This is a genomic window from Paludisphaera rhizosphaerae, from assembly GCF_011065895.1.
Taxonomy (GTDB): domain Bacteria; phylum Planctomycetota; class Planctomycetia; order Isosphaerales; family Isosphaeraceae; genus Paludisphaera; species Paludisphaera rhizosphaerae.
The window spans coordinates 477204-494768 of record NZ_JAALCR010000002.1 but is presented as its reverse complement, the minus strand read 5'-3'; the positions used below and the strand labels follow the sequence as shown (position 1 = coordinate 494768).

General features: G+C 63.4%; 15 protein-coding genes, 1 tRNA gene and 1 pseudogene. 3 read left to right on the top strand and 14 right to left on the bottom strand.

Annotation, left to right across the window (positions count from 1 at the left end; all coding sequences use genetic code 11):
* From G5C50_RS04690 to G5C50_RS32505, 4 genes and pseudogenes are all read right to left on the bottom strand, one after another.
* Positions 1–676: pseudogene (locus G5C50_RS04690) on the bottom strand (hypothetical protein); the annotation flags it as partial.
* A 421-nt stretch (positions 677–1097) separates the two neighbouring features.
* Positions 1098–1427 carry a hypothetical protein gene (locus G5C50_RS04685; RefSeq protein WP_165065649.1) on the bottom strand — a complete coding sequence of 110 codons (330 nt, stop codon included), beginning with the start codon at positions 1425–1427 and terminating at the stop codon, positions 1098–1100.
* 244 nt (positions 1428–1671) lie between these two features.
* Positions 1672–2364: a hypothetical protein gene (locus G5C50_RS04680; RefSeq protein WP_165065646.1), complete on the bottom strand. Its 693-nt coding sequence runs from the start codon at positions 2362–2364 to the stop codon at positions 1672–1674.
* Positions 2365–2447: 83 nt separating this feature from the next.
* Positions 2448–2699 carry a helix-turn-helix domain-containing protein gene (locus tag G5C50_RS32505; protein WP_240906962.1) on the bottom strand — a complete coding sequence of 84 codons (252 nt, stop codon included), beginning with the start codon at positions 2697–2699 and terminating at the stop codon, positions 2448–2450.
* A 96-nt stretch (positions 2700–2795) separates the two neighbouring features.
* On the opposite strand from G5C50_RS32505, the gene G5C50_RS32500 reads away from it, so the two are divergent.
* Both G5C50_RS32500 and G5C50_RS04670 read left to right on the top strand, forming a co-directional pair.
* Positions 2796–3104, top strand: a complete 309-nt coding sequence (locus G5C50_RS32500; protein WP_240906961.1) for a hypothetical protein — start codon at positions 2796–2798, stop codon at positions 3102–3104.
* Positions 3105–3629: 525 nt separating this feature from the next.
* On the top strand, positions 3630–3980 hold the full coding sequence (locus G5C50_RS04670) for a hypothetical protein (protein WP_165065640.1): 351 nt from the start codon (positions 3630–3632) through the stop codon (positions 3978–3980).
* A gap of 876 nt (positions 3981–4856) precedes the next feature.
* Here the strand turns inward: G5C50_RS04670 and G5C50_RS04665 are convergent.
* The 9 genes from G5C50_RS04665 to G5C50_RS04625 all read right to left on the bottom strand — a co-directional run bounded on the left by G5C50_RS04665 (position 4857) and on the right by G5C50_RS04625 (position 13747).
* On the bottom strand, positions 4857–5297 hold the full coding sequence (locus G5C50_RS04665) for a hypothetical protein (protein WP_165065637.1): 441 nt from the start codon (positions 5295–5297) through the stop codon (positions 4857–4859).
* On the bottom strand, positions 5294–6148 hold the full coding sequence (locus G5C50_RS04660; protein ID WP_165065634.1) for a hypothetical protein: 855 nt from the start codon (positions 6146–6148) through the stop codon (positions 5294–5296). The genes G5C50_RS04665 and G5C50_RS04660 overlap by 4 nt, the downstream gene beginning before the upstream one ends.
* Before the next feature lie 141 nt (positions 6149–6289).
* A complete protein-coding gene (locus G5C50_RS04655; RefSeq protein ID WP_165065631.1) occupies positions 6290–7477 on the bottom strand; it encodes a tyrosine-type recombinase/integrase in 1188 nt (395 codons plus the stop codon).
* A gap of 98 nt (positions 7478–7575) precedes the next feature.
* Positions 7576–7649, bottom strand: a tRNA-Val gene (locus G5C50_RS04650).
* A 114-nt stretch (positions 7650–7763) separates the two neighbouring features.
* On the bottom strand, positions 7764–8324 hold the full coding sequence (frr, locus tag G5C50_RS04645; RefSeq protein WP_165065628.1) for a ribosome recycling factor: 561 nt from the start codon (positions 8322–8324) through the stop codon (positions 7764–7766).
* Between the two features lie 126 nt (positions 8325–8450).
* Positions 8451–9218: a UMP kinase gene (gene pyrH / locus G5C50_RS04640; RefSeq protein WP_165065625.1), complete on the bottom strand. Its 768-nt coding sequence runs from the start codon at positions 9216–9218 to the stop codon at positions 8451–8453.
* A 91-nt stretch (positions 9219–9309) separates the two neighbouring features.
* Positions 9310–9906: a translation elongation factor Ts gene (locus G5C50_RS04635; protein WP_165065622.1), complete on the bottom strand. Its 597-nt coding sequence runs from the start codon at positions 9904–9906 to the stop codon at positions 9310–9312.
* 127 nt (positions 9907–10033) lie between these two features.
* The gene (gene rpsB, locus G5C50_RS04630; protein ID WP_165065619.1) at positions 10034–11005 is read right to left on the bottom strand and encodes a 30S ribosomal protein S2; all 972 of its coding nucleotides are present in this window, start codon (positions 11003–11005) and stop codon (positions 10034–10036) included.
* Positions 11006–11917: 912 nt separating this feature from the next.
* Positions 11918–13747 (bottom strand): UbiD family decarboxylase, encoded by a 1830-nt coding sequence (locus G5C50_RS04625; protein WP_165065616.1) that lies wholly within the window; start codon positions 13745–13747, stop codon positions 11918–11920.
* A 234-nt stretch (positions 13748–13981) separates the two neighbouring features.
* Between G5C50_RS04625 and ltaE the strand changes: the two genes are divergently transcribed.
* Positions 13982–15046: a low-specificity L-threonine aldolase gene (gene ltaE, locus G5C50_RS04620; protein ID WP_165065613.1), complete on the top strand. Its 1065-nt coding sequence runs from the start codon at positions 13982–13984 to the stop codon at positions 15044–15046.
* Between the two features lie 83 nt (positions 15047–15129).
* On the opposite strand, the gene G5C50_RS04615 is transcribed toward ltaE, so the two are convergent.
* On the bottom strand, positions 15130–17361 hold the full coding sequence (locus G5C50_RS04615; protein WP_165065610.1) for a hypothetical protein: 2232 nt from the start codon (positions 17359–17361) through the stop codon (positions 15130–15132).
* Positions 17362–17565: the final 204 nt, after the last annotated feature.

Below are 17565 nucleotides of genomic sequence, written 5' to 3'. Positions count from 1 at the left end.
CGGTCGGCTCTTGCTCGGCAGCCCAGACGAATAGGTCGTCGATGACGTCCTGGCGGTCGGGGATGACTTCCTCAGGGAAACCTCCCCAGATCCGGCCGGTGACGCAGAAGTACCGGCCCCGGTCGTACGCTTCGATTCCGCAGTGTTCCCCAGGGCCGTCCCACACCTTGCCGCCTTTGGGGATGGTGCCGCGAGTCCACACCTTCACCCCCCGACCGCTGGGCGAAGTCTCGGCGTAGCATCCCCGGAATCGTTCCAGCCAGGGAGCCGCCCACTCGACGGCCTGGCCGTGCTCATCCAGGCAGTTGTCGAAGTCGAATCCGACGTACGGGTCGTCGGCCGCGAATATGTAGCCTATGCCGTCGAATGTCCCGGGCGATGCGGTCCGAAGGGCGCGAGCAGCGGTCTGGAAGGCCGACCAGGTAGTTCGGTCAGCCGTCGAAGCGTTCCGGCGGTCGTCGACCGTCCGAGGCGTCTTGACCCCGCCCACGGACTTCCAGCAGATCCATTGGTCCCAGTCCCGCAACTCGGGATGGACGTCGTCGAGAAGGCCGACCGTATCCTCTTCGTCCGAGTCGTCGGCGTGCTCCGGAGGCTCGGAACCCTCAGCCATCACGACCCGAAGCCATCGCGATTGCTGAGGCTGCTCGTTGATTTTCATCGCTGCTGATGCCATAATCCAGTTGCCCTTTCAGAGAGATATGAAACGCCCCCGGACTGCCGCCGGGGGCGTTTCGCTTTTCCAGCCCACGTCATCTCTGGCCCAAAGCGACTTCCGGCGTCGCCGGCTCGCGAGTCCCCGCGAAGTCTTGGACCCTCGAGCGAAGCGCTTCGGCCGCGATCCGGAACCGAATCGGCGGCGCGTCCGGCCGGACGTTCTCCGTTGCGAGGAGCACACGGTTCCGGTGCGAGGCGACGATGAGCAACGAAATCGCACCTACGTATTCGTTGAACCGTGCCGACGTTTGGAGGTGGGACAGCGTACGGGTTTCATCCGCCAAGACGTCGGTCAAAGTGGATTCAGCGAGACGCACGCTTGTTCGGACTGCGTGCGAGGCGATCAGGGCGTCGACGAACCATTCCATCGTCGCCCCCTTTCAGCAGCCCATGGCTTTCGCCTTCGCGACCGCCGCGTCGATCTGCTTTCGACGTCTCGCGGTATGGGTCGGCGCGGGCGGCGCGGGAGTGTTGGACGATGAAGACGCGGCGAGCGTCCGTCGGCGGATGAAGTCTCTGGTCTCGTCGACCGTGGAGCACCAGCGACGGCCGACCTTCCAGGCCCGCAAGGGGACCAACGGATCCAATCGCCATCGGTGGATGGCTTGCGGTCCGACACCAAGCAGCTTGCCGATCTCTTCGAGCGGACGAAGCTGGTCGAGAGCCGGGATTTCGTCGTCGATGTACGTAGCGGCGCTATCAACAGCCATGGGGTCGCCCCTTGGGTCGTGGGTGAAGATTCGTGTTGCGGACGCTATGCGACGCCGATGGGGAGCCGGCGACGTCGCATAAAGGTGGCGTGCGGACTCTCGGGTGCTGCGAACTTGGTTGAACACCAGCGTTCGCCGTCTTACGTCAACTCTAGCACTGTCTCGGTTCGGTTCGACGTACTATGCCGATAAGTCATACGACGATACGACACTTGAACGCGAACTCTGGTCGCGGCAGGGAGTCTCAGTTTGACGCCGGGTTGAATCGGGGACCAACCGCCCCGGACGCCCCACCCTGGGGCCGCGAGGCCGCACGGTGGCTTTCGATCAAGGCGACCTCTTCGGCGTCGAGCCAGCACGGCGTCTGGTCACCCCGGCCGCGTCGATCCTGGATGGCCAGCCAGCTGTCGGAGGGCATGACGACGATCGTGGTGGCGCCGACTTCGTCCTGAAGCTCGACAGTGAAAATCGCTCCGTCGAGAACGACGCCCCCTGACAAACGCAGGCCGAAGCCGTCCAGTAGGGACGTCTCGATGTAGCGGGCGAGTTCCCGGGCCTTCCTGGGCTCGTAGTAGCTCGCGACCAACGGTCGGTCGTCGTCGGGGTCCTCCACCTGGTCGGCAAGGCGACCGACACGATGGAGGGTGAGTACTTCCTCCTCGAAGTAATCACCGTCGCTCGGGGTCAACGTAACCCGATAAGAGCCAGCATCGATTGTGCAGGGCTTCGTAAACAGCTTCCATCCGGGGCGACCGGATGCGAGCCGACACGCTACCCGGAGGGCTCTTCCGACCGCCGTGACATGGGGCTCAATAGGGCATCCTTCAAGCTGCATCTCCTCGGAAACCAGCATGGTCCGCTCGACTTCGTCGTATGCGGCTGCGAAGGCTTCCAGCGACAGGGGACGGTTGCTCTCGTTCGATTCGTGGCGTACCATTGATGTGTTCTCCTGATGCAGGACACTGGGGGAATATCCTGAGGGCGTCCGGTGTTCGAGACCGGTCGCCCTCTCTCATTTCTTCAACGCATGGCTTCCAGCATCGAATCCGCGAACGCCTGCCGCTCGGAGTCGGTTAACCAACGCGACCGGCCGTCTAGGATTCGACCGATAGCAGGATGGGCTACCCCGAACTTTCGCCCGATAGCGCGAAGCGACATCCCTTCGCGGCGCATCCGCAGGATTTCGGGGATATCGGCCTGCTTCAGCTTGGCTGCGCCATGCCGTTCGCCAAAAGGCGCGCCGTGGGTTCCGTGTCGCACGGCGTCAGCCACGTTCTCAGCCCGTGTACCCCACATGAGGTTGCACGGCTGATTGTGCGTTTTGACGCCGTCAAGGTGTCGACATTCCATGCCGGAGGGACATGGTCCGTGAAACGTCTCGCAGACGAGACGGTGGATCCTAACGGGCCTCTTCTTGTAAGAGCCAGGGATCGTCAGACTCACGCAAAGGTATCCCCGCTTGTCTCGCGTTCCTTCGAGGATCTGAAATTCGCCTCCTTCCCTGAAAAACCACCCCCTCGGGCAGTCGGGCTTGCGGATCTTGACCTTCGTCGAGTAGATGTGGCCGTCGGAATCGGCGAAGTAGCCCGGATGACCGCTGATCTCTCGGAACTCGACGCCGTCATCGGCGATGTCGGTACGTACGGGGACCTGGTCCCCGGAATGGGGATGTCGTAGACTCTCCACTGGTGCCTCTCCTGGTGAATTCAGGGTCGCACAAGGGGCGGGCGGGTGTTGGTAGCACCCTCTCGCCCCGATTTTATTTCCGGGCTTCCTCCGCCCGACGCAGTCATACTACTGTGTACGTACAGAACAGCAATAGGGTAATGCGGAATTTTTGCTCGTTATGTATATTAGCTGGTTAAAACGGCGGTACTCAGTATGATGAATAGCCGATGCTGGTCGGGAGAAAACATCCGTGCTAGAGGCGATCATGGCGAAGCGAAAAGCCGCGACGGAACGAAAGCCACCGGTCCCAACCACTGCGAAATCTGTAGCATTTCGTGTAAGCGCCGGCTACGCCGCATGGCTTGAACGGGCCGCCTCTCACGATCGATCAAGTGTTTCGGCGTTCCTGGATCGCGCCTGCGCACACTATGCAAAGGCGATCGGTTTCGATGCCCCACCCGAACGGACTTGAGTCAACCTGCCAACCCCGACAAAGTCACCCCGCCTCGTTTAACCTTTGTCGTAGGAGGAGCGATGAAGTACAAACTGGAGTTCGTTGATGAGCATGACGGCCTGCAGATCGTCAATCCCATCGAAAGCGGGGAGCCGATCGTCGTCCCCAGCGTCGGGGACGTAATCGAATGGATCGACCACGGTCGCTATAAAGTGGTCTCAAGGACATATTATTATACAGTGACTCTTCAGAAGGTGCAGCTTCGTTTGACCAAGCTTGTCGAGGCCGTCGTAGACCCTAAAGGTAAGGCTAAGCCCCCTGTCGCCAAGCATCCAGCCAATAAACCCACGAAGCCGGCACCCGAGCCGACGGAACCTGATCCGAATGAGACGCCGCCTGTCATCGTCGACTCACCAGGGCCCCTCGACTAGTCCCCCAGTGGAGCGGTGGGTAGAACTCATAACAGCATAGCTCCGCGCATGGAAACGGCCGAGCTTACCAGGTGGTGGTAATGCTCGGCCGATGTCATTGTCCTTGCGATGGGTCTGAAACCCTCGCCTTCAGGCGACTCCTTCAGGTTTTACCCTGTTCGGCGAGAGCGTCGGCGGCGATGACTCCGTGTTGACTTCATCGCTTGGGGAGAGCGTCGGTGGCGATGAGTCTGTGATGACTTCATCGTGAGCGGAGGACTTCAGTCCGGAGTTCACGATGTCCCCGAACCTACCGGCTTCCAGCCGGTAGTGGTTGAGTTCAAAGGTCAGAGTGATTTCACCGACGATCCCATTCACGCCTTGACGCGTGCGTACACTTCTTCCGCCAACCTGTGCCGTCGCATGCGGTCGACGTCAGTCGGTCTCTTGCGACGCGGGCGGGCGTCGTCGTGAACCTCCCGCGGGAATCGACGCCGCCCGCCCGGTTTTTGCGGCTTCAGCCCCCTTTAGATCCCCGCGCACGGGAACGCCATCGATCCCCGGTGAAGGTTCCCGATGGCGTTCTTCGTACGATCCGAGGGGGCGAGGACAGGCTATTCGTCGTCGCCAAGGGTGCCGGCTACGACCCCCGGCCGTGACCTCATCCTATCCTGCGGTCGTGGCTTTAAAAATATCGTTGTCGCGAAATTAGGCGTCTTGGCTCTGGGGTCGCTGGAGCGTGGGGAATGACGTTCGTTCCCTTTGGAGGCGTCTATGGTCACAGTCGGGGCTGTGCGATAGCGCATGGAAACGGCCGGGCTTACCAGGGGGGGGCAAGCACGGCCCTTCGTGTCTTCTCAGGCTTGCGACGAGTCAGAGGTTTGCGCGTCGATTTCGTTAGGAAATGTCCGACGCTTCGATAATCTCCCGCCAGGATGACAGGATGCGCGAAATCATCTGATAGTTGAATTTAGTTGACAGACTCAAAGTGGCGGTTGACGCTTCCTTCAGCCTGCCAGCAACTTGAGCCAGTTCGTCCGCATTCACTGGCCGTCCGAATGTCATTTCCAGGATCTTGCCGGATAATCGACCAGATCTGATTCTGATGTCGACGTCCGATTCGATCCCAAAAGAGGGGATGTCACTTCGCGTTGTACCGGTTTCCCCCCCCGGATAGCTGAATCGAATGCTCAAGACGTGGTCGAGAGACGATTCGCCAAAAACCTGCATCTCGTAGGGGATCTCGAAAGGAGAGATAGAGAATCCGTTCTTCCGATCCCCAACGGCTGGCCGATCCTTCTCGGTTCTTGCCGGGTCGATGAAGATAGCTCGGGTCATGGATCGAGCCTCCCTAAGACCGCGCCCAGCTGAATGGCGAACGCTTCTAGATCCTTTCCCTGATTGGTTCGGTTGAAGATCCTATCTTCCTTGAGGCTATCCAAGAGGAGTACGCCCCACTTCTTACCGCCGCTCCAGACCGGTTGTCCGGTGAACGCTCTCGATTTTACCTTCAGTCGCTCAGCTTCGGCCAAGGTAATTTTGAGACTAGATGCGTAAAGTTCCTTCTGAGCCTGAACTTCAGGGCTACCATCGTCCATCTCTGGCCAGTCGCACTCCGCGGTTCGAGAGACTTCGGTATTGTGGTACCAGATCTCAGCCGCAACACCTCGACACTTCGTAAGCTCATTCTTGTCTAGCGGCCAGGTCGTATCGGAATCTTCGTATTTGCCTACTCGTTTATAGATTGTGAGCATCAAATGTGATCCGTGATCATCGCAGTATTCGACGCACCTGAACAGCGTAGTCCGGTTATGGTGTCTGGAAAGCGGCTGCTCGTGGCGAAAATACCTCCCATGAAACTCTTCGATTAGAGCTTCGACTGCCTTCTTGGATGCTCTTTCAACATCGCGTTTAGCATCCTCCATTGCCGCCTGTAATTTCGAGTCCTTGACCTTGTCCTCGTCGTCCTTTTTGGTCTTTAATGACTTGTCAATATGTTCACATTTATGTCTCGACAACGACGTTGCGCCGACAAGGCAAAGAGTAGCCAGGACGGCCCACGCTTTTGCTGCACCTGATGAGTTCGCGGAAATCGCCACGGTGGCCGCGGTTCCCAAAGGGAGCCAGGTCTGACAACCTGAGAGAAAATCACGCTTCTCATCGACAGAATCGAAAAGGCGTAGGCGCACGGTACTTTGCTCCCGCCACGTCGCGACGACAGACACTCGCCGGAGTGCGATCTCCGAACAGATTACAGAATTTCTCCGTGCAAGCAAGCACGGCGGGGACGACGTTGTATTGCCCCGCAAAGTGTCCCCGCCGATCGCGATTCACCCCACCCGTTCCATCGCCTCGCGGGCCTTCGCCTGGTCCATCTCAGCGTAGATCTCCGTCACGACGGGCGAGGTATGGCCCAGCACGGCGCGGGCGACGTCGAGACCGAATTCACGACGCAGTGCCGTTGCGGCTGAATGTCGCAGTTGGTGGGGATGCCAGTCGGGGATAGGGGCCGCTTTCGGATCCTTCTCGCGGCGAGCCTCGTTCGCCTTCTCGACGCCCCGGGCGATCGCCCTGCGGTAGCTCGCCGCGGTGTACATGGTCCCCGGCTTCCGCTTCGGGTTCGGCTTACTCCGGTCGACCTGGGATGGCTGGACCTTCGTCTTCCTGGACGCTCTGAGGGCCGCTACACGATCCTGGTCGGCCTCTTTGGGCTGGAAGAGGGGTTCGGTCGGATCGACCCGAAGGAAGGGCAGTAGAACGTCCTGGGCGGCTGGGCCGATAAAGATCGTCCGCTCCTTGCCATGGTGTGCCGTCTTGTGGCTCGCCGGGCGATAGATCCATGTCTTCCCGGTCGCGTCCAGGTCGCAGCCGCGCATGGAAGCGACCTCGCCAGGCCGAGCGCCGGTCAGACGCTGCAGCTGGATCATTGCCGCCACCTGGCGAGGGACGTGAGGGAGCGTCGCCGCGACGACCTGGTCGTCGACCGGTCTCACGGGTTCGGTCTCACGAGTCGAAGCTTCGCCGCGCCGAAGCCCTTCGACGGCACGCAGGGCCTCCCAGGTGGAGGAGGAGATGAGTTCCTCGCCGACCGCCCATTTGAACATTCGGACGATCGCCTGAACTCGACGGTTGACCAGGGATCGGCAGATGCCGGAATCCAGTAGCCTACGGCGAACGGCCTTCAGGGCGAGGGGACCGAAAGCGGTCGCTTCTACCGTCCCATAGAGTTCCCGGCACGGCTTCAGGGCCGTCCTGATGCTGGTCGGCTCGTTCGAGCGATACCGTGAATCTACGTAGCCCAGGTAGGCTACGACAATTTCAGCGACCGTTGGGGGATGATCCCCGCGAAGTCGACGGCCGTTAGCCAACCATTCGGCGATGAGGCGGTCGTAGGCCCGACGGCTTGCGTCGGACCCGTAGACGCCTAGATAGATGTCTCGGCCGCCGATGGTGACGACGGCCTGACCAGACCCCTTGTGAAGACGGTAGGACGGGGTCCGAGAAGAGGGGGACGGCATGACAGCGACTCCAGAAACGGTAGTATTACCGACCTGGGCCGCTCCGCCGTCCTACGGCGGGTAAGCTCTAAAGTGAGCTTTCGGCGAGACTTACGGAGTGGGCGATACAGGATTCGAACCTGTGACCTCATGCGTGTCGAGCATGCGCTCTAGCCAACTGAGCTAATCGCCCGGGGTGTTTTGGAGCATCTCGCCCCGGGGAATCACACTATAGGGTACAAGGCGTTTGGGGTCAAGAGGGTGGCGGGCGACTTCTCGTAAGTCGCCCGCCGGAGCGAGGTTAGGATCAGGACTCAAGGATCTCTTCGGACTTCTTTTCGGCGAGGTCGTTGACCCTTCCCTCGAATTTCTTCGTGAGGGACTGGATCTGTTCCTTGCAGGTGGTGACGTCGTCCTCGGTGAGGATCTTCTCGCCCTGTTCGACGTCGGCCTGCTTGTTGGCGTCGCGGCGGATGTTGCGGATCGACACGCGGGCCTCTTCGGCGAGGTCCTTCACGCGGCCGACCAGCTTCTTACGCTGCTCGACCGACAGAGGCGGGATATTGAGACGGACGGCCTTGCCGTCGGAGTTCGGAGTCAGGCCCAGGTCGCTGGTCTGGATGGCCTTGATGATGTCGCCGACGACCGAGGGGTCGAAGGGACGGATGAGGATCTGCTGAGGCTCAGGGGTGCTCAGATTGGCGAGCTGCTTCAGCGGGGTGGAGGAGCCGTAGTATTCGACGCGGACCGACTCGACGAGCCCGACGTTGGCGCGGCCGGTGCGGATGCCGCGGAGTTGGTCGGTCAGCAGCGTGACGCTCTTCTCCATCCGATCTTCGGCTTCGAGTTCGATTTCTTCGATGCTCATCGGGACGGCTCCCTGGCTCGGCGCGAATCGCTTGGGAATGGGACGGGTCGGGGAAGGGCGGTGGGATCTCGATCATCTTAACAGCGTCGCCGCAGGCCGCCTACTGACGCGGGCGACGACTCGTTCTCAGAGCCCGGCTCGCGGGCGAGTCGCGGAGCCGACCCAGGTGCCGATCGGCTCTCCGCAAACGACGCGCTCGATGTTCCCTTCTTTCTTGAAGTTGAACACCAGGATCGGCAGGCGGTTTTCCATGCACATGCCGATGGCCGTCATATCCATGACCTTCAACTCGTCGCGAAGGACCTGATCATAGTTGAGCGACTCGTAGAGGACGGCGTGAGGATTCTTCTCTGGATCGGCCGAGTAGACGCCGTCGACCCGGGTGGCCTTCATCAAGACGTCGACGCCGAGCTCCTTGCCGCGGAGGGCGGCGGCGGTGTCGGTGGTGACGAACGGGCTGCCGGTCCCCGTCGACAGGACGATGATCCGGCCTTTGCTCAGGTGCGAGAGGGCGCGGCGGCGGATGAACGGCTCGGCGATCTCGTTCATGTGGATGGTGGTCATCAGTCGGGTTTCGCAACCCATGCTCTCCAGGGCGTCCTGAAGGGCCAGGCCGTTGATGACCGTTGCGGTCATGCCCATGTAGTGGGCCGTGGCTTCCTTGATGACGTCTGCGCCGCGACTGATGAGTTGGGCGCCGCGGAGGATGTTGCCGCCCCCGACCACGACGCCGACCTCGACGCCGAGGGCCGCGATGCGCGAGATCTGGCGGGCGATCCGGCTGACCTCCTCGACGCTGATGCCCCCTTCGCCGGGGCGGCAGAAGCTCTCGCCGGAGAGTTTCAGCAGAATGCGACGGAAGGCGGCTTTCCCGGTCGGCGCGTTGGGGTCCATGTCCTGTCCCTTGGTGGGGTCGGGTCGAGTCGCGAATGGATCGCGCCGGCTGCGTCGCGGGGGCGCAGCCGGCGGGTGCGGGATCGGTTTCTCAGCGCTCTTCGCCGACGATGAAGCGGGCGAAGCGGGCGACCGAGATGTTCTCGCCGGTCCGGGCGTTGACGCCCATGATGACGTCCTTGACGCTCTTCGAGTCGTCGCGGATGAACGGCTGATCCATCAGGACGGATTCGGCGTACCAGGCGTCGATCTTGCCGGTCGCGATCTTCTCTTGGATGGCGACCGGCTTGTCGGCGACCTGGCTCATGAAGATGCGCTTCTGCTCGGCCACGGCCTCTTCGGGCACGTCCTCGCGGCGGACGTACTTCGGGTTCACGGCCATGACGTGCAGGGCGAGGTCCTTGGCGAGCTGCTTGAACTCGTCGTTGCGGGCGACGAAGTCGGTCTCGCAGTTCAGCTCGAGCAGGACGCCCGACTTGCTGTCGTGGTGGATGTACGCCTCGACGCGGCCGGCCTTGGCGGCGCGGCCGGAGCGGAGCTCGGCCTGCTTCAGCCCGCGCTCCTTGGCCAGGGTCTCGGCCTTGGCCAGGTCGCCGCCGGCCTCGGTCAGGAGCTTCTTGCACTCCATCAGGCCCAGCCCGGTCTTCTTGCGGAACTCGTTCACAGCCTGAGCCGTGATCTCGGCCATCGGAAAAATCCCCCTTGGCTTTCTAGATCGTATTTCGTGATGTCTTGAATATGTCGATGTGATTTCGGCCGACGGCCCCGGGCCCGCCCAGGTCAGGCGGTCCGGGGCCGTCCAGGTCGGATCGAGCTCAGACGCCTTCGGCCGGAGCAGCGTCTTCGGAGGCGGGAGCCGGAGTGGACTCAACCGGAGCGGGCTCGGAGGCCGGGGCAGGCTCGACCGGTGCGGACTCGACCGGAGCGGGGGCCGGAGCGGCAGCTTCGGCGACCGGGGCCGGGGCCGGGGGCCGAGGGCCGCCCATCCGGATGCCGCCGTCGCGGGGGCCGCCAGGGCCGCGGCGACGATCGCCACGGTCGCGCCGGTCGCCGCCGCGACGGTCGTCGCGGTCGTCACGGTCGGCCGACGGCGGGGGCTCGGCCGGGGCGGCGGCCTTGCCGTCGATGATGGCGTCGGTCAGCCGCTTGATGACCAGCTCGATCGACCGCATGCTGTCGTCGTTGCCGGGGATCGGCAGGTCGATCAGGTCGGGATCGCAGTCGGTGTCAAGCAGAGCGACGACCTTGATGCCCAGCTTGCGGGCTTCGGCCACGGCGATGTGCTCGCGGCGCGGGTCGACGACCAGCAGGGCCTCGGGGAGCCGGGTCATGTTCCGGATGCCGCTGAGGTTCCGCTCGATCTTCTTGCGCTCGCGGGAGAGCGTGGAGATCATCTTCTTGGAGTAGCTGGACGCCTGCTCGCCGTCGAGGATCGTCTCCAGCTCCTCAAGCCGCTCCAGCCGGCTGCGGATGGTCCGGAAGTTGGTCAGCGTGCCGCCCAGCCAACGCTCGGTGACGTAGGGCATGCCGCTGCGGGTGCACTCCTCGACGATCGTCTCGGAAGCCTGCCGCTTGGTGCCGACGAACAGGATCAGGCCGTTCTGCGAGGCCACCTTGTTGAAGTACTTCGTGGCGCGGAGCAGGCCGCGGACGGTTTCCTTCAAGTCGATGATGTGAATCAGGTTGCGCTTGCCGTAGATGTACGGCTTCATCTTCGGGTTCCAGCGGCTGGCCCGGTGGCCGAAGTGCACGCCGGCGTCGATCAGATCCTTAACGACCAGTGACACGGTTTTCACCTCTTGGGTTTACGGTTTCCATCCGGCCGCGCTCCTCGGACGGATCGCCCGAGGCGGCCTTGCAAGAGTCGGTTCGAATTCAGGCGCGACGTCGGGCGGGGCTGGGGGCCCGTTAGGTCTCGTCGCCTGGATGGGGCGAAGAAACACAAGCCCGGCGGGAACCTCGCAACTCGTCCGCGCATCACCCCTATCTTCTGGGGGAGACTCAGTGTATCGGCTGAGAAGGCCGTCGTCAAATCCACGGACGACGCCGCCTCTTGAGTGGAGTCGCTTCCGACTCTCGCTGCACCCACCCGAACGAACCGAGTTTCCTCGTCGCATCCGATTCGAGACCATGAGACGACGCATCCCCGAAAAACACCTGAGGCTTGACTCGGCCTGTCCCGGACGGCTTCGATTGGGTTCCATCGTTGGGTGTCCGGCCGAAGTTAAGGCCTTGAGGATAAGGATGATACGTCGCGAAATCGGTTGGCTTCGATCGTCGTGTTTACATGCCGTGTCTTCGTTTGAGTCGCAGCGCAGGAAGCCCTCGTGATGACCGCCCGGCCGGATGGGCCCTTCGCCGCGGTTTGGCTTCGAGGCGGCTTCGTTTGGCATGACGAAAGTCCGGTTGGTTTGTCGTAAAGTCCTGGCGGGTCGTCGCTAGCGTTGGCGCCAGGCTTGGCTTCGTTCGGCAGTTTCGTCGCGGTGCGTTGGAGCCCTCCTCACTTGGGAGAGCTGTTCCACGGGCGGGCGCACTCTTCCAACTCAGGAGACTTACTGGGGCGGCCGCTTCCCTCGCTCGGCCATCCCACAAGGCTCCTCTTATCTTGATGATGGTCTCAGGCATTCCTCGCGATTGCGATCGTCGAAGCCTTTTCGAGCCGGCTAGGTGGTTTGGGACGGATTCTCGGGTCGTGGGGGTCAGATGATCCCATGCAGCGGACCGCCAGGCGCGGCGAGACGATCGACTCGCTTTTCGACCTCGGGATCGTCTTCCAGGGGGGGCGCATGGTGGGGCTTGATTCGTGCGTCGATGACGAGCGGGCCTGAACATCCCCAGTGTTTGTCGTGGATGAACGAGTCGATGCCGTGGACGTCGGCCGCGGGGTTGGAACGCGTGAAGACGACCCAGACGAAGTTGTTCAGGGTCCGGGCCGTGAACTCGGCGTCGTCGACGATCACGATCAGCGGGAAGGCTCGAATCGGATCGTTGGGGCCGAACGACGAGGTAAAAGCGTCGATCCGGGTGGCCTCCAGCGCGTACTTCGGTCCGGAGACGGCGAGCACGCCAGGCATCACGAGTTGCGGATCTCGGAAGCCGTCGGGGAGGCGGAGTTCCGAGGGAATCTCGCGCGGGAGGTCCCGGCGTTTGGGACCTGCTGCGGCCATCACGACCTTCGAGCCCTGGTTCAAACCGTGTCCCGAATAGTCGAGGGTGTCGATCGTCGTCCGTGTCTGGAAGTGGAGGTCAGACCGCCAGTCGATCCGTTCCAGGAGGTGGCGAAGGAAAGCGCCGACGTCGTGGATATCGAGATCGGGATCATCCTCGCGGGCGACGATTAGCAGGTATTTCGCCAATGACAACTGGCCCTGACCGAGCACGGCGTTGGCGACCGTCAGGATCTCCTGGGGGCGGCGGACCTCGGCGTAGGGGACGTATCGCTCGGAGGCGATCGCCAGGAGCAGGGGGTGGACGCCCGCGGCGTCGACAGCGTGGACGGCGTGGAGTCCGTGGATCACCGTGGGGATGATCGGGCCGGTGAGGTCGTGGATCAATTCGCCGAAGGTCGTGTCTTCCTGCGGGGGCCGTCCGACCGTCGTGAAGGGCCAGATCGCTCCTTCACGGTGGTAAACGCGCTCGACCTTCAGGACGGGGAAGTCGTGCGCGAGGCTGTAGTAGCCGAGGTGGTCGCCGAAGGGACCCTCGGGCTTGCGGACGTTCGGGTCGATGTAGCCCGAGATGACGAAGTCGGCTTCGGCCGGCATGGCCAGCCGGCCTTCGGGGGCGACCATCGCCACCCTTCGACCCCCCAGGGCGCCGGCGAAGGCGAACTCGGGCAGCCCCTCGGGGAGCGGCATCACCGCCGCGACCATCATCGCGGGGGGGCCGCCGACCACGACGTTCACGCGGAGGGGCTCGCCGCGACGGATGGCCGCCGCGTGGTGGACGCCGATTCCGCGATGGATCTGGTAGTGCAGGCCCACCTCGCGGTCGGTCTCGTACTCATTGCCGGAGAGCTGGACCCGGTACATTCCCAGGTTCGACCGGGCCAGGCCGGGACGGTCGGGATCCTCGGTGTAAACCAGCGGCAGGGTGACGAACGGGCCGCCGTCCTTGGGCCACGAGGTCAGGGCGGGGAGTTTCGAGATCGTGGTTTGATGAGCCAGGATCGGACCCCGATGAACGCGCTTCGGCAGGAGGTGCAGGCCGGTGAAGGGGACGCCCCGGAACCGCCAGGGGCGCTTCATGGCAGCGGACGGGTCGACCTTCATTTCGACGAGGCGGGCGACGGAGTCGAGGGTATCGCGGAAGAGGAAGCGGGCGCGTTCGATGGTCCCGAACAGATTCCCGGCCATCGGGAAGGCCGTCCCCTTCACCCGACGGAAAAGAAGGGCCGGACCTCCCGCCTGATAGACCCTGCGCTGGATTGCGCCAACTTCCAGATAAGGGTCGACCTCCTCCTCGATCACGACGAGGCGGTCGTTTTTGCGGAGATCCGCGACGCATTCGGCAAGCGAACGATAGCCCATCCGGACGAATCCTTTGTCCGTAGGCTGGGTCGAGACCCAGCTTGACGAGGCCGAGGGTCGCGAGGGCGAGGTCTCGACCCAGCCTACGAGGGGGCGAGTGAAAGCGACCAGGATACGTCACCACCGCCTGCTCGTCGACAGTCTCCGGCGTTGGGTTGACCGAGCGGTGTGTGGAGACCGACAATCTGCGGTCGAAACGACTTCCCCAGCGCCTTTTCGAGGAGACGTCCGCCGATGAGCCGACCGCCGATCGACCTCCGGTCCGACACCGTGACCAGGCCCTCGCCGGCGATGCGAAAGGCGATGGCCGAGGCGGCGGTGGGGGACGACGTTTACGGCGAGGACCCCACGGTCCAGGCCCTCGAAGCTCGCACGGCCGCCCTACTCGGCAAGGAAGCGGCGCTCTTCACGCCGTCGGGGACGATGGCCAACCAGATCGCCATTGGCCTGCACACGCGTCCGGGGGACGAGTTGCTCTGCTCCGGAACGTCGCACGTCTACTGGTGGGAGGCCGGCGGAATCGCCCGTCTCTGGGGAGTCACGTCGCGGACCTTTCTCGGCGAATCCGGCCTGCTGACTCTCGACGAGATCGAGGACGCGATCCACCCCGACGACCCGCACCACGTCCGCACGCGGCTGGTCACGTTGGAGAACACGCACAACCGTGGGGGCGGTCGGGTCCATCCGATCGAGGACGTCCGCGCGATCGCCTCATGGGCGCGGAGCGAGGGACTGGCGATGCATCTCGACGGCGCCCGGCTGATGAACGCCGTGGTGGCCTCGGGCGTACCAGCCGACGAATGGGGGAAGTCCTTCGACACGATGGCGATCTGCTTCTCGAAGGGCCTGGGTGCCCCTGTCGGCTCGGCCGTCGCCGGCTCGGCGCAGGCCATCCGTCAGGCGCGGCGGCTGCGGAAGTTGCTCGGCGGCGGGATGCGCCAGGCAGGCGTTCTGGCGGCGGCCGCACTTTATGCGCTCGAGAACAACGTCGAGCGACTCGCCGAGGATCATGCCAATGCGCTGATCCTCGCAGAGGCGTTCTCGGAAGTCGAAGGACTCGAACTCGAATCTCAGGTCGAGACGAACCTCGTCTGGGTGACCGTGGATCCGTCGCTCGCCACGGCGGCGGAGGTGGTCGCGCATCTCAAGTCGCACGGCGTTCTCGCTTCCGCCCTCGGCGATCAGACGTTACGGGCTTGCACTCACCTGGACGTCAGCAGCGATGACGCCGAGCAGGCCGCGGAGATCATTCGGGCCATCGACCCGGAGATGCTCGCGGCTGAGACCGTCGTCTACTGAAAAGCACGACGGCCGGGGCTCCGCGGTATTCCGCGGGCACCCGGCCGAAGTACTCGTGAACAGGTTGATCTCTCAGCTCTCGATCACGGCTCGTAGGTTACGACGGCCGCCTGGACCGGCACCTGAACCTGAACGGGAACGGTGACGTAAGCCGGCTGAGGCTGGGCCTCGACGACCGGCGCCGGCTCTGTAGGAGCCTGGACCATCGGCGAGGCGATCGGCTCGTTGGTTCGGACGAGGTTCACTCGGGCCCAGCCTGAGGGATCGACGGGCGAGATCGACGTGATGGCGAGCCCCGGCAGACGAACGTTGTCGAGGTTCAGGTCGAGCGGCGTCGTCCGCAGCTTGCCGAGAAGCGCCGTGATCACCAGCGCCCCGCTAAAGCGGTTGAGCGAGTGAGGGGCCTTCTCGTCGTCCAGAATCGCGACGACCTCCGAGGTCGGCGGGACGGTCAGGTCCTCAACCTTGCCGGAGACGTGGAACGAGTTGGCGGACTTGGGATCGACCTTGTAGGAAAGGGCGATCTCCGCCTGCGGCAGCTTGATGCGCAGGACCTTCGCCTCGACTCCGACAGCCTTCCCGGCCTGGCTGTTGGGATCGGGGGCGGGGACTTCGATCTCGACGTCCTTGACCACGGCCACGAGGAACCCGCGGGCGTCGGCGGCGAACGTCGGGGCCTGCGAGGGCCGCTTCACGCGGATCGCCTGCACCTTGGGGTTGTTGGCCTTCTTCGCTTCGTCGACGGCCTTGAGGTAGGTCGGAAAGTCGACGTTCTTCGTCACGGTCACGGCTTCGCCCGGAGGCGTGCCCGGAGGGACGTCGTGGGTGACGATCATGAAGTTCTGGACTTCCTGGACGCCCGGGCGGTGGAAGAGCCCATCAACGGCACTGGTGAGGACGGAGCCGACGTGGATGTCGGCGGTCAGCCCGGCGTCGGGAGCGGCGAATCGGGCGGGCTGCGGCGAATCCGCCCCGCGCTGGTGGTCGCCGGTGCTCGACTGGAACAGGCCGCCGACGTAGACGGCGTCAGGCCGCGATCGCATCGTAAGGCCTGAGATCAGGAACTCCTGAATCGCCAGCAGGTTGTTGCCGGGAAGGTACTGCCGAATCTGGCCGTTGCGCTGGGCCAGTTCGCCGGCGATCCGCTCCTCGGCCTCTTCCTGGGCCTCTTGCGGGATCTGCTGCTGGAAGCGGGGCAGGGCGTTTTGATAGACCTCGTTGTTGATCCGATCCTGCGAGTAGCCGACCAGCCCCGCGATCGCCCGCATCAGACCGCCGCCGGCCTGAGGCGCGGAGCAGATCTGGGCGCTGATGTTGTGCGTCGACTGGGGAGTCAGCGAGAGGCCCGAGGGGCTCAGCAGGGCGACAATCGTCTGCTCAGCCCAGTCGTAGGTCGTCGCCGAGAAGTAGTACATCCGAGCCGCACGCTGGCCCTGGGGGTCGGCGGCGATCTGGTTCTGGAAGTCGGTGATCGGCGTTGAGCTCTGGAGCTGCTGGCGATTGTAGAAGGCGATCCCGTTGTCGCTAGGGAGCAGACCGAAGCCCGTCTTGGGGCCGGCCGTCACCTGGGACCAGTAGCCTTTGCGGTAGACGGGGCCGGTCTGGACCAGCGGGGCGTCGAAGATCGGCTGGACGATCGAGAGGTCAGCCGTGACGTCCAGGTTGGGCTGGTTGAACAGGCCGTTGATCGCGTTTTGAAGCTCGGCGGAAGGCTGCCAGGGCTGCGAGGCGTTCCGCTGATTGAGCGCCGCGAGCGCACGGTGGATGTCGTTGAGCCCGTCCTGCCGCTGGCCGACGCTGGAGGCTCCGTGGTACTTGCTCAGAGCCTTGCCCAGATCGTTGCCGACGAAGTCGGCCCAGGCCTGGCGGTTCGCCTGCACGGAGGGGTCGGTGGTCGGAGGCAGCCCCTTGATGTGGTCGTCGATTCGACGCTCAGCCCAGGCCAACTGCACGCGAGGCCGCAGCCACGAGCGGAGCTCCTCGCGGACCGCCTGAGCCGGCTGCCAGGCGACGGGCTCCAGGGCCACGGACATCTGATAAAGCTGATTCAACGCGGTTAATCGATCTTCAGGCTTCTGAGCTTGGTCGTATTTTTTCGCCTGCAGAAGGATGGCCTCGAAGAAGACCCCCCAGCCCGGCGCGTTGGGGTCCTTGGGCGCATCAGGACGCGACCAGCCCTCGTTGATGTCGCGGATCGCCTTCTCGACGTTCGCGTAAGTGGAAGGCGCCGGAGCAGCCGACGCTTGCGGCGTGGCAATCGCTCCCGCGACGATGACCGTCGCCGCCAGGACCGCGGTCGACAGAAGACGTGGCATGTGTTCACTCCCAGGTAGTTGTCGCGTCCTCGCGAAAGGGCGATTAAAGGTACTATCGCCGTGCATCCTCGAAGCGATCATGGTTTCCTCCGACTTCGTGGGTCGGCCGCAGCGACCATGAGCTTCGCGACGGATGTGCGGGCCATACCTATCGGGATCTCCGTAAAATATACAATCTGTGTCGGTTGCGTAAGACTCTTGAAT